Source organism: Shewanella sp. SR44-4 (genome assembly GCF_014163715.1).
Lineage (GTDB): Bacteria > Pseudomonadota > Gammaproteobacteria > Enterobacterales > Shewanellaceae > Shewanella.
In genome coordinates, this window is the sequence record NZ_JACJDU010000020.1 from 1 (window position 1) to 13069 (window position 13069).

Here is a 13069-nt window from a genome sequence, read left to right on the forward strand (position 1 = left end):
GCAGCAGTTAATAGTAATTAACAGTAGTGAGTAACAATTAGTTAGTAACATTTAGTTAGTAACTACCACAATCAATCATGAATTCATTGTTGATGATGATGCATAAAAAGGTGTGAATACTCAATTCACACCTTTTTTTATGATCAAACTTGCCAATTTATGGCTGGATTGCCTTGTTCAATTAATAATTGATTAATACTTGAAAAGTGACCGCAACCAAAAAAACCTCGGTAAGCAGATAATGGCGATGGATGTGGGCCGTTCAATACATGGTGATGCGCAGCCGTAATCAGACGGCCTTTCTTGATAGCATGATTTCCCCAACACACAAATATAATCGGCGAAGATTGTTGGTTTAATCGCTGCAATACATTATTAGTAAATGTCTCCCAGCCAGATTTAGCATGTGAATGAGCCAACCCCTGCTCTACCGTTAATACCGTATTCAATAATAAAACGCCTTGCTTAGCCCAAGAGGTTAAATTGCCATGTTCGGGAGTCACAAAGCCTTCAATATCATTGGTTAATTCTTTATAGATATTCGCTAGTGATGGTGGCGGTTTAATGCCATTTTTAACCGAAAAAGAAAGCCCATGAGCTTGATTAGGTCCATGGTAAGGGTCTTGCCCCAGTATCACGACTTTAACCTCTGACAGCGGTGTTAAATCAAAAGCCGCGAATACTTCATCATCAGGCGGATAAACGGTTTGATTATCGGCTCTTTGTGAGGCTATAAAGTGTTGCAAATGTTGATAATATGCCTGCGATTGTTGTTGCTCAAACAGCTCTTGCCAATGGGAAGTCATTCGATGTATTCCTTAAATGAAAACGACAAATTTGTGAACTGCTTAGTCTTTGGTTTACTATTAACAGATTAATCACCCTTATGAATAATATGATGCCATTACATAATAACAAAAGCACTGCTAATAACGGTTTTACCCTTATTGAACTTGTCGTTGTTATTATCATACTTGGGATCATCGCAATTATCGCTTTGCCTAAGTTCATCGATTTAGGCCAAGACGCTAAAATAGCCAGTGTAAAAGCAACTGGCGGGGCATTTTCTTCAGCAATAACCTTGGCTCATTTAAAATGGGCCGCGATGGGGTATTCAGGCCCAGCAGATAATTTAGCAATTTTCAGTCAAGCTGGAACCGATGGCGAACTGGATATGAACCAATGGGGCTATCCTGCGCAAAATTATCCACCTTACGAAGCCTCTCCAAGACTGAATAATGTTAATGACTGCCTTTCCGTCTGGCCGACTCTGTTGATGGATGGTCCAAGCGTTTCTATCAGTACCGATAAAGGTTCATCTGATTACCAAGCCGAATATATCAATCCAGATCAATGCCGATATAACTACAACTTGCTATCACTTATGTCGATATATTATGACTCACGTAACGGCCAAGTCTTGGTAGATTCAGATCCCAATAGCTAATTTTTTACCTGATATTTTCCAATAAAGACGTTACACTCAATGGAAAATTAACTCACAAAAAAGTGGATCTGATGTCTGAAGCCAAAACAGAATTAACAATGTATCAAATAGCTGACCAATTTATTGCCCTAGCCAATCAACTAAGCCAACAAGAAAATGATATTGGTAAAGTGGGTACGGCAATGAGATTTGCTTCAGCACGCTTTAATGCGTTCGAAGCCTCAATTAAATCAGCTGATCTTGCCGCTGAAAAAGATCATGCATTAGCTTGGTTTTCTGATGAATTTAAAGCCATGTTAAAAGAAAACTTAGAAGATCATATTGCTAATCCTCCTGTAGCAGCACCGCAACAAGAGCAGAAAAGCGATGATAGCGTACAAATGTTCAAAGGTGCCTAGCATTCGCTAACAACGTCACTGATAATTAGCCGTTAATCAATAATCCCTACCGCACATCTGGTGGGGATTACTTTTTAAAATAAAGCACATTTAACACTCCCCGCTCACCGCATACTATTGTCGCTGTTCGCTTTAACAAATAAACCTATGCATAACCAACATAATTAATCACTGTTAACCGAGTAGATGCCAGTACTATAACAACGTGTAAATAACCCTAATAGAAAGCAAAATCAATACAATACCTGAGAGCCTATCAATCAGTTTTGCCTTTGCTCGTAACTTAGGTAATACAGCAGAATGTGATAACACGAATGCAATAACGGTATACCACAAGCCATCAATAATTAGCGGGGTAAATACAATCAATGCTTGGCCAGTGGTCGTTTGTGCTGCCAAGACAAACTGACTAAATAAGGCTAGAAAAAATAATAATATTTTAGGGTTAAGCACTGAAATAGCGAGTCCATCACGAGCTGCAATCCATAAACTAGTGGCTTCCCCAGCGGCTAATTTTTGCTGCATCCCGCCTTTGGAACCAAGCGCTTGAATACCCATCCAAGCTAAGTAAATTGCTCCGATTATCGCAATGGCATTAAACATTAATGGTGATGCTTTTAATATTGCAGCCAAACCCAATAGAGTCACCAGCGCATACACACCGATACCAATTGAATGCGCCCAAGCACATACTATGCCGTGTAATCTTCCACCACTGAGTGTATGCCTCACTACCATGGCTAAACTCGGGCCTGGAGACATGGCACCCAAACAGCATATCGCTAATAATCCCAGCCAAGCACTTAACGTCATAACACTCCTTTATTTGCAACTATCCAGTTATTAATATTTTGCAAAAATACATTTTAACAACCAGTTAAGTATGCGTTGTTAATGTATCGTCACTTATATGGATGAGTATAATAACGTATTTACAGAGGAAACCTATGACGACATTAATGCTGATATTACTCTTGGTTATTTTTATTGCCGTAGTAATATTGATTTGGGCTAAAATAAAAGGTAAATCGATTCCGACCTTAGTGATAGTCATGCTCATTTTGATGGGGATCTGTTTTGCGGGTATCATTGCATTTGTTAATAAAGGTGAAAACTATCAAGCATATCAAACATTGAATTGGCAACCACTTGAACCTGAAAAAATTGCCGCCTATGTTAAACAAGGTAATATTGTGTTTGTTGATATTACAGCCGACTGGTGTGTTCCCTGCCAAACAAATAAAGCCAACGTACTTCATCGCGAACAAGTCGTAAATAAATTAAACCAACCACACATTATTCTCATGCAAGGTAATTGGACTCAAGCCGATACCGTCATTGAACAGTATATGGGGCAACAGGCAGTTGCTGGCACGCCGTTTAATAAAATCTATGCCCCGTCTTACCCAGAAGGCATTGAGTTGCCCAAAGCGCTGATTATCGACGATGTGTATCGAGCATTAGCTTTAGTCGTCAAATAAAATACTTAATCTTCAAAAAATATTTAGTCTTCAAGAAAAATTCTTAAAAAATGCTCTCAATAAAAAAGACTGCCGAAGCAGTCTTTTTAGTTTTTGATTGGTTTTTTGAATGTCGCTAACGCTTAGAAGCGATAATTAACACGGCCGTAGTAGAAACCACCGTTGTAATCAAATGGACCACTTTCGTAGTACACAGCACCTAATTCACCCAGAGTGCCATCTTTTAGCTTCTGCGCTTCTTGATCGAAGATATTGTTTGCGCCAACTGATACCGTTAAGTTATCAAGTACCGCATAGCTCACTTCAAGATCGATAGTCACAGCAGCATCTGCCACCTCAGAACCCCAATCAGAAGTATCATCAGCGTGTGTAGCGTAGTACTCACCAAACATATTACCACGAACTGACATGCTTAAATCATCCCAGCTTTGGCCCCAAGTAAGGGTTGCACGGTGTGCAGGAATACCATCTTCTAAACGACGAACTTTACCTGCATCAGTTGTTTCAGGGTCATATTTATCAACACTGGTATCAGTCCAACCGTAGGCTAAACTGAATTTCGCATCACCTGATAACATTTCTGTAGTATAAGACGCTACAACATCAACACCTTGAGTCGTTGTGTCAAAATCATTAGTGTAGAAGGTTACCGCAGAAATCAACTCAGGGAACTCAACACCAGCGGCACGTAATGCATCGTAGTCACTAGCTTCAACCGAAATTTGGCTAGATTGTGCAATACGACCAGTTACTTCAATGTTGTAGTAATCAACAGTTAAGAACAAGTTATCATATTGGTATACAAAACCTGCTGCATAGCTAACAGACTCTTCAGGATTAAGTACTTCACCACCATAGAAAGCCGCTAATGGGTTTGTTGGTGGAGCAATGAAGGTTTGAATCAAGTCACCGTTAACAATCGATGTTTGAGTGTTAACTACGTTTTCTTGACCAACGGTTGGCGCACGGAAACCGGTACTGTGCGATGCACGGAATGATAATTCATCGGTTGCAACATACTGCGCTGTTAACTTGTAGTTTAATGTGTCGCCAAAAGTAGAGAAATTTTCATAACGAAGTGCAAAGCCTAATAATAAGTCTTCGGTTAAATACGCTTCAATATCGGTATAAACACCAATGTTGCTTCGGTCATTTTTACCGGCTGATTCTGGACCAAAACCTTTAAAGCCGTGTGAGCCAATGTTGAAGCCTTGATCAGCATAAGGACCTGCAATCCATGAAGCTTCATCACCTTGACCAATCTCAAATGACTCTTCACGCCATTCAAAACCAGTAGCAAAGCTAATGTCTTCTAAGCTACCAATAGTAACGAATCGACTAAAATCAGCATTAAAAGTTGTTTCTACTTGCTCGTATGAACCAGTATCAAAGTCAGTTGGTGTATCTAAACCCATTGATGGGTTTAATGAGTTCTTTAAACCAAAGCTGGCTTTGTTACTACCCGTACCAGCGCTCACATCATACATCCACTCGCCAGACTCGCCTTTTACACCAGCGAAGAAAGACATATCTTCAATTTTACCGGTGAACTGAGGTGTATATCCGCCTGGACGAATTTGGTTCATAGAGAAACAGTTAGGATCGGCAACCATTGCTTGATAAGCGTCAGTACCCAACACGTTTCCGTCTTGATCTGGAATGCCATCACCATCGATATCTATTTTAGGAATAGGGACATTCATGTTGTTACATGTTGCTACCCCATCGGTAGCCAAACCAACATCCCCGACTAATAAACTTTCGCCGCCATCTACAGAATAAACGTTACCGCGGTTATGCGGGTTACGATAATAGAAACCACCAGTTGCTTCACGTGATGACACGTTACCGAACGCATACAAATGGGTATTGTCGTTAATATCAAAACCGGAGTTTACGAATACAGTAAAATCATCATTGATCTCAGGGTTACCCCAAGTTTGTGCTGGATTAAGAATTGAGGTATTACCCGCATCAGCGATAGCTGCTGCATCTGGACGCTGTACACTGCGGCTAGTCGCATCTGCCGTTTTATATTGTGCACTGATGTTAACAAAGCCATCATCAGTCAAAGGTAAACCAATGTTACCGTCAATTGTGGTTGCTGCGCCGTCACCTTCGTAGTATTCACCTTGGCTGACAGTGATAGAACCACCTTCAGAAGCATCTTTTAATACGAAGTTCATTACACCAGCAATCGCATCCGAACCATACTGAGCAGCCGCTCCGTCACGTAATACTTCAACTTGCTTTAATGCCACACCAGGAATAACAGATATATCTGGACCTTGTGCACCATCGTTAATGCCACCACCTTGGAAAGCAATAACTGACGCACGATGACGGCGTTTACCGTTAACCAAAATAAGCGTACTGTCAGACGGTAAACCACGTAAGTTAACCGGACGAACTAGCGTTGCTGCATCACTAATCGGTTGTGCACGAGAGTTAAAAGAAGGCACTGATGTCACTAACATGTCGATCATGTCGGTCGAACCGTTTTTCTTTAAATCATCACTGCTGATGATATCAATTGGAACTGGTGAGTCACCAATTGAACGAGGTGCCGCACGAGAACCCACGACTGCGATTTTTTCAACGTTTTCTTTCTTTGCAACTTCTTCATCGGCTGCGAATGCTTGAGTGCTAACTACAGATCCGGCAAGTGCAAATGAAATGGCTAAGCTCAAAGAGCTGATACCAAATTTAGATTTTTTTGATTGCATCATTATTATGTTCTCAACTGCTTATTATTGTTGTTTGTCGACGATGTTTCTCACAAAATGAATGAAAAACACGTCTATCCCTATCGAAATACTCCCTATCTCAACTACATTTTTATAACAATTGAAAAACAATTGCTAACACTTTTTGGGATAAATAAGTAAGCGCTAAATAGCAATTTACAAAAAAATACTCTAAGCAGTTGATTTTTAGTGATATAGATCACATATCGAATTATTTACTAGAAGTAAACTTTTTTAACTAAATCAACACAAAACACAAGTGTAACCATTAGTTTACACAAAAAATCGTGTTTTGATGGTGATGTATTAAACGAGTAATCTAATATTGATTCAATTTCAGTGAACCTTTGCCAATTGATATTGACCCGTGTAGGTTAGTAAAAATAATCTAAACGGACGTTTGATTTATAATAATAACCAAAAATATCTAAGGTGGTATGCATGGCTTATGATGCAGATTCAGTACTTGATTTACACCAATACACATCCATAGTTGATTTGATCGAAAAAGCTTGTGACAAGTATGCAGACAATATTGCATATGCATGTCTTGGGAAAAGCACTAGTTTTCGTGAAATAGAACAAGGCTCGCGCCATTTTGCCAGTTATTTGCAACACAGCACTTCATTGCAACCTGGCGACAGAGTAGCGATACAATTGCCTAATATTACTCAGTTTGTGATTGCGGCTTATGGGGTAATTCGAGCCGGTATGGTGCTAGTCAATACCAATCCGATGTACACCGAGCGTGAACTCATTCACCAATTTAACGACTCAGGGGCAAAAGCCTTAGTCGTATTGTCGGATTTATTACCCACATTAACTAACGTGATCGACAAAACAACAGTAGAGTTGGTGATTTCGACCCACGCAATGGATCTTATTCAACCGCAACCTCAACCAGAAACCCCTTTTAACAAAGTGGCATTTACCTCTGTGCTCGTTGAAGGTGCTAAGCATCCTTATCAGTCAATAAAACCTAACCATGATGATTTAATTGCTCTGCAATACACTGGCGGCACAACCGGTTTATCAAAAGGCGCTATGCTCAATCATGGCAACCTTTTGGCTAATTCTGGTCAAGTAAAATCACGAATTGCTAGCACCATGACCGAAGGACATGATGTATTTGTCGCGCCATTACCGATTTACCATATCTATGCATTTATGGTTAATTTGGTGCTGTATTTTGAGTCAGGTAGTTGCTCAGTATTAATTCCTAATCCTCGTGATATTGCAGGGCTAATCAATACCATGAAAGCCTATCCATTTACTGGGTTTGCGGGTTTAAACACTCTATTTGTTGGCTTATGTCATCAGCCGGAATTTAAAGCCTTAGATTTCAGTAAAATGAAAATAACCATTTCGGGTGGTACCGCATTAACGAGTGCAGCAGCTAACTTATGGCAACAAACCACCCAATGTATGATTTCAGAAGGCTATGGCTTGTCTGAAACATCTCCTGTTGTCAGCCTTAACGCACCAGGGTATCAACGCCTTGGTACTATTGGTAAACCGGTATTGGGCACTGAAGTTCATGTGCTCGATATGGATGATAATGAAGTGGCTATCGGTCAAGCTGGTGAACTTGCCGTGCGCGGTCCGCAAGTTATGCAAGGGTATTGGAATAAACCAGAAGAAACCGCTAACGTCATGACAAAAGACGGATTCTTTAAAACTGGCGATATTGGCATTGCCAGCGAAGATGGTTATCACACCATTGTCGATCGTAAAAAAGACATGATTATTGTTTCTGGTTTTAACGTCTATCCTAATGAAGTTGAAGACGTACTTTCAACTAATGAGTTAGTTTTAGAGTGTGCTGTCGTCGGGGTTGAAGATGAACGTTCTGGCGAAGCAGTAAAAGCCGTGATTGTATTAAAACAGCCGCCAGCGGATATCGAGGCCGTCAAACAGGCGATTAATGATTACTGCCGCAGCCAACTGACTGCGTATAAAGTGCCACGCATTATTGAGTTTACTGAACAATTACCGAAAAGTGCTGTAGGGAAAATTTTGCGTCGAGAACTACGTAAATAGAGCTACGTTATAAGAGCTACGTAAGTAAGAGCTTCACAAGCAAGAAAAAAACTGCGCTAGTAGAGTAGATATTATCTTGCTTAAAACGCTATGCAACTAACCTCAATGCAGAACAATAACTGCTTATCAAACTGCGATTAACATCATTTGAAACAGTTAATTGATTCGAAAATAAAAAAGATGCTTCGGCATCTTTTTTTATTTCTCAACGACACGCTCACCGCACCAAGCAGTAACCATTATGACGGCTCGTTATCCATCAATAACTGTAAACTAGCAAATTCGCGATATAGCTCATTACTTGCCATTAATTCGTTGTGAGTACCACTGGCAATAAGTTGTCCTTTATCTATCACGAAAATCCGGTCTGCATTGATCACGGTAGCTAAACGATGGGCAATAATCACAGTGGTACGTTTGGCCATAAGTGAATCGAGGGCCTGTTTTACTTTGATTTCGCTTATCGCGTCTAACGCACTCGTCGCTTCATCAAGTAGTAATATTGGTCTGTCAGCAAGAATCGCTCTTGCGATTGCAATACGTTGCTTTTGCCCACCCGACAAACGTACGCCACGTTCACCTAAATAAGTCGAATAACCATCAGTAAATTCGCGAATAAACTCATCCGCTTTAGCCGCAATGCAAGCCTGCTTCACCTCTTCATCGCTAGCATCTAAGCGACCATAGCGCACATTATCGAGTACGTTCATGGCAAAAATCACCGACTCTTGCGGCACAAGAGCATACTGTTGGCGTAAATCTGCCAACGACAGCGTCGAAATATCAATACCATCTAATAATATCCGCCCCTGTTTAGGCTGGTAAAAACGCATCATCAGTTCAAATAAGGTGCTTTTGCCTGCTCCGCTTGGGCCCACTAACGCGACTCGCTCTCCCGGTGCAATGTCCATCGACAATTGGCGGATCACGTCTTGACCCAGATCAGATGGATAAGCAAAGCACACATTATCAAAACTGAGCAAGCCATTAACAGGCAACAATAACTTATTTGGTACAACTTGCTGAGGTATATCAACGGGCGTTTTGACTAATTCAACTAAACGTTCAGCCGCACCAGAGGCGCGTTGTATTTCGCTAAACACTTCACTGATGGTCGCTACAGCACCTGCAACCATCACGGCATAAAACATAAATGCAGACAGCTCACCACCGGTGATACTGCCAGACATCACATCTTGCGCCCCAATCCATGTAACAAAAGCAATTGCTGCAATGCTTAAAAACATTACCGTTGAAATAAGCAGCGCACGATACATAATACGGCCTTTAGCCACATCCATTACCGCCTCGACTCTGTCAGCAAATAGCTGGCGGTCTTTAGCCTCGTGGGTATACGCTTGCACGGTATGAATTTCATGTAAGGTTTCATCAATATAAGCACCAAGATCGCCTACCCTATCTTGACTTTTACGCGACAAGGTTCTGACTTTTCGGCCAAAAAAGATCACCGGGCCTAATACCAAAGGAACGGCTAACAACACTAATGCTGTCAACTTAACACTGGTAAACGCCATCATAACGATGCCACCAATCACGGTCACACTTGAACGCAACGCCATAGATAAACTTGAACCGACAACGCTTTGTAACAAGGTACTGTCTGCCGTAAAACGTGAAATAACCTCACCGGTACGCTGAGTCGCAAAAAAAGCTGGCGATAACGATAATAAATGATTGTAAACCTGTAACCGAATATCCGCACTGACCCGCTCGCCAAGCCAAGTCATCAGATAAAAACGACAGAAAACCGCAGTTCCACTGATTGCTGTAATAGCAATAATAAACAACATGATCTCATTCAATCGCCCTGCATTATCGGCAATAAATCCTTCATCGACCATTAACCGAACACCTTGGCCAAGCGATAACCATGCCAGCGATCCAATAAACAGAAATACAATCGCCGCCACTACTTTCATACGATAAGGAGACAGAAATTGTAAAATCCAAGGTAGAACAGAATGTTTTAAAGGAGGTTTAGCAGAAGATATTGACTCAGTTGAAGTCGTCGTTGGATTCGTCACAGTATTAACCAGCATATATAACTAAGATATTCTGATAGTACCAATAAAACACAACATTGTAGATGCCTTAACAATAAGGCGCCGGCACGGCAGGATTACGACCGCCGAAAAAATGATGCTAGTATCGACTAAAAAATAACATGAAAAATAGCATGAGCAATAAGATGAGAAATAGTATGAGAAATAGTATGAGAAATAATGTAAGACCATCGCACGGTTTTACATTAATAGAGTTGGTTGTTGTGATTATTATTTTGGCCTTATTGGCCGTTGTCGCGAGCAGTAAATTCATTAGCTTACGCAAAGATGCAATTGTATCTACCATGGTAGGAATGGAAACAGCAATGCAATCAGCTGCAACGTTAACCTATTCAAAAGCCGCTATTGCTGGTGTAGAAAGACTTGCGACTACGACGCTTAATATTGATGGGGTCAATGTTAACTTAGCTTATGGCTATCCCGATGGAACAGCCGCTGGTATTGCAATGCTAATGAATATTCCCGAAGGTGATTGGCAACAACGCAAAAGTACATTGCCTATAACTGCATGGGTATATTGGCATGGTGTCATTAAAGAGGATGCGGGCGTTGCTGCATGTTATTTACGTTACAGGCAAGTAACATCAGCCACCGCACGACCTGTTATAGATGTTCAAACAAGCGGATGTTAGACATCAATGGGTTTAAAAAACCATAACATTAAGACTCAGGGTAACGTTTTTCAATCGCTTTTAGCGAACGTAAAAACAACCCTATCCCCCCCACACAAAGTACCAATATAACGATTAAATCAAATGCACTCATGTAAGAAAATCTAAAATTAATCGAGCTTATCACGCCAAAAATCAATGCCACTAATGAGCCAAATGTCAGTAACCACCCAAGTATGTTTCTGCCATTATAAAACATCAGTCCAACACCAAACATAAAGGGTATCATCACCATTCCACTGGTAAGCCCAAAGCCGCCCAGCTGATATAAATGGTTGCTAAAGCCAAATGAGCTTGTCACTTTAATGGCATTTAATAGCATATAAAAGCCACCGCACATCATCACTAGCCCAATAAAGAACTGACCCATTCCACCTGACGTTCCACCAGCACCTTTCATCAATATCCCTTGAAAACCATTATTTTAAGTCAATATATTGATGTTACTGAACCGTACAATTAATAGCAATCATCTCTGCAGTACAATCATGTTCGTGATATTAGGTTTTAGTTTCAAAGTTAACAATCAATATCATCTTGTTCTGTATCCTACATTCAACATGTCGTTTAACACGAGTTAAACAGAGAAACTTTGATATTCAATAAAACTAGCGCCACTCCACAAAATTCCCCTTATCAACTTGTTTAAGCCTAAGCCTCGCGCTGGTAAGTGATATCTGAGATAATATCGGGCTATTTTATCGATATTCTTTTTTATTAGGTAACACCGTTATGACAACCCAATTTGCTTGTTCAGGTATAGAGCTTGAGCTTTTTCGTTATCCAAGCCAACAAGCATCAAACTTACAAGCATGGGATGCCGCTGATGAACACCTAGTAAAGTACTTAATCGACACCGAAATAACAGCAACCACAACCGCCATTCTTAATGACAACTTTGGGGCACTCACGTGTGCATTAACCATGCAACATCCACACAGTGAATTGCTTGTCGAAACGGATGCTAAAACCAGCTTATTAGGTTATAAGCAAAATTTATTACACAACAAACTCGCACCAACCAACATACATTGGCTAAATAGCCGCGAAACGCTGCCACAAGATATTCAATTAGTGCTGATGAAGTTACCAAAAAATCTACACTACTTTGGCCAGCAGCTTGCGCGTTTATCAACGGTGCTTCCTGCGGGAACCCAAATACTGATTGGTGCTAAAGCCAAGTCAATCAATCCAGCATTATTGGCCAGTATTGAAAAAAATCTAGGTCCCGCATCCGCCAGTTTAGCGTGGAAAAAAACACGAGTAATTAGCTGTATTAGCGATGGTAAAAAACGACCATTAGCAAAAGCCGTGAATTGGAATGTCGATGAGCTAAAACTCACTATCAGTAACCTTGCGAATGTATTTGCTGCCAATAAGCTCGATATTGGCGCAAGGATTATGCTCGACAACATGCCCAAAGGTGAATTCAACCACATTATAGACTTAGGCTGTGGTAACGGTATTTTAGGATTACACGCCAAGCAATGTTATCCCAATGCGCAAATCCACTTTGTGGATGATTCTGATATGGCCATCGCCTCGGCAAAGCATAATTGGCAAGCGAACGCGCTAGATACTCCATCTCAAGATCTTCAATCCCAAGATCCTCAAACTGAACAAACGTCACAAGCTTTTTTCCATTGGGACGATTGCCTGAGTAATTTACCAGCTGATGTTGAACCAGATTTAGTGATATGTAACCCTCCGTTTCATCAAGGTGAAGCCATTACCGACCATATCGCTTGGCAAATGTTTGTTGATGCACATAAGCGCCTAAAAAAAGGCGGTTTATTACATATCGTTGGTAATCGACATTTAGCCTACCACGTTAAAATAAACCGTATTTTTAAAAACTGCACCACGGTAGCCTCTAATGGTAAGTTTGTCATTTTACAAGCGATAAAATAATGCCATGAATGAGGCACCAAGGTCATGTTCCCCTAAATGGCCCTGCATGGCCCTGCATATAAAACTAAACCAATATTGATAGTAACGAGCGAGGGCCGACACAATTTATGTGCAGCCCTTCACTCGTATGTATTTGCAACTCGCTACACCTTGTTTATCTCGAACACTCACATTAACGGACACCAATAACCACTGAACATTCATCAGTGTAAACGGCGATACAGATCTGGTTTGTTGTGACTAAAAGCAAATCGCTTTTAGATGTGTATATCCCTTGAATAAATAACTAT

General features: G+C 40.7%; 11 protein-coding genes. 6 read left to right on the top strand and 5 right to left on the bottom strand.

Annotation, left to right across the window (positions count from 1 at the left end; genetic code table 11):
- Nucleotides 1-143: 143 nt before the first annotated feature.
- On the bottom strand, nucleotides 144-806 hold the full coding sequence (gene ung / locus H5125_RS11145; protein WP_182744281.1) for a uracil-DNA glycosylase: 663 nt from the start codon (nucleotides 804-806) through the stop codon (nucleotides 144-146).
- 89 nt (nucleotides 807-895) lie between these two features.
- Here ung and H5125_RS11150 point away from each other — a divergent pair, with 89 nt between their 5' ends.
- Both H5125_RS11150 and H5125_RS11155 read left to right on the top strand, forming a co-directional pair.
- A complete protein-coding gene (locus tag H5125_RS11150) occupies nucleotides 896-1447 on the top strand; it encodes a prepilin-type N-terminal cleavage/methylation domain-containing protein (RefSeq protein ID WP_409085818.1) in 552 nt (183 codons plus the stop codon).
- A gap of 71 nt (nucleotides 1448-1518) precedes the next feature.
- Nucleotides 1519-1845 (top strand): DUF3144 domain-containing protein, encoded by a 327-nt coding sequence (locus tag H5125_RS11155; protein WP_101088743.1) that lies wholly within the window; start codon nucleotides 1519-1521, stop codon nucleotides 1843-1845.
- A 195-nt stretch (nucleotides 1846-2040) separates the two neighbouring features.
- Here H5125_RS11155 and H5125_RS11160 read toward each other — a convergent pair whose 3' ends face one another.
- Nucleotides 2041-2658, bottom strand: a complete 618-nt coding sequence (locus H5125_RS11160; RefSeq protein ID WP_182744282.1) for a LysE family translocator — start codon at nucleotides 2656-2658, stop codon at nucleotides 2041-2043.
- Between the two features lie 134 nt (nucleotides 2659-2792).
- On the opposite strand from H5125_RS11160, the gene H5125_RS11165 reads away from it, so the two are divergent.
- Nucleotides 2793-3326, top strand: a complete 534-nt coding sequence (locus H5125_RS11165; protein WP_101088741.1) for a thioredoxin family protein — start codon at nucleotides 2793-2795, stop codon at nucleotides 3324-3326.
- A gap of 122 nt (nucleotides 3327-3448) precedes the next feature.
- On the opposite strand, the gene H5125_RS11170 is transcribed toward H5125_RS11165, so the two are convergent.
- The gene (locus H5125_RS11170; protein ID WP_162023757.1) at nucleotides 3449-6055 is read right to left on the bottom strand and encodes a TonB-dependent siderophore receptor; all 2607 of its coding nucleotides are present in this window, start codon (nucleotides 6053-6055) and stop codon (nucleotides 3449-3451) included.
- 459 nt (nucleotides 6056-6514) lie between these two features.
- On the opposite strand from H5125_RS11170, the gene H5125_RS11175 reads away from it, so the two are divergent.
- Nucleotides 6515-8113 (top strand): AMP-binding protein, encoded by a 1599-nt coding sequence (locus tag H5125_RS11175; RefSeq protein ID WP_162023758.1) that lies wholly within the window; start codon nucleotides 6515-6517, stop codon nucleotides 8111-8113.
- A gap of 239 nt (nucleotides 8114-8352) precedes the next feature.
- Here the strand turns inward: H5125_RS11175 and H5125_RS11180 are convergent, their stop codons facing one another.
- Nucleotides 8353-10173, bottom strand: coding sequence for an ABC transporter transmembrane domain-containing protein (locus H5125_RS11180; protein WP_182744283.1), 1821 nt, complete (start codon nucleotides 10171-10173; stop codon nucleotides 8353-8355).
- A gap of 173 nt (nucleotides 10174-10346) precedes the next feature.
- Between H5125_RS11180 and H5125_RS11185 the strand changes: the two genes are divergently transcribed.
- Nucleotides 10347-10829 carry a type II secretion system protein gene (locus H5125_RS11185; RefSeq protein WP_157822845.1) on the top strand — a complete coding sequence of 161 codons (483 nt, stop codon included), beginning with the start codon at nucleotides 10347-10349 and terminating at the stop codon, nucleotides 10827-10829.
- Between the two features lie 28 nt (nucleotides 10830-10857).
- Here H5125_RS11185 and H5125_RS11190 read toward each other — a convergent pair whose 3' ends face one another.
- On the bottom strand, nucleotides 10858-11268 hold the full coding sequence (locus H5125_RS11190; protein WP_182744284.1) for a hypothetical protein: 411 nt from the start codon (nucleotides 11266-11268) through the stop codon (nucleotides 10858-10860).
- Nucleotides 11269-11600: 332 nt separating this feature from the next.
- Here H5125_RS11190 and H5125_RS11195 point away from each other — a divergent pair, with 332 nt between their 5' ends.
- Nucleotides 11601-12779, top strand: a complete 1179-nt coding sequence (locus H5125_RS11195; RefSeq protein ID WP_182744285.1) for a methyltransferase — start codon at nucleotides 11601-11603, stop codon at nucleotides 12777-12779.
- Nucleotides 12780-13069 lie beyond the last annotated feature (290 nt).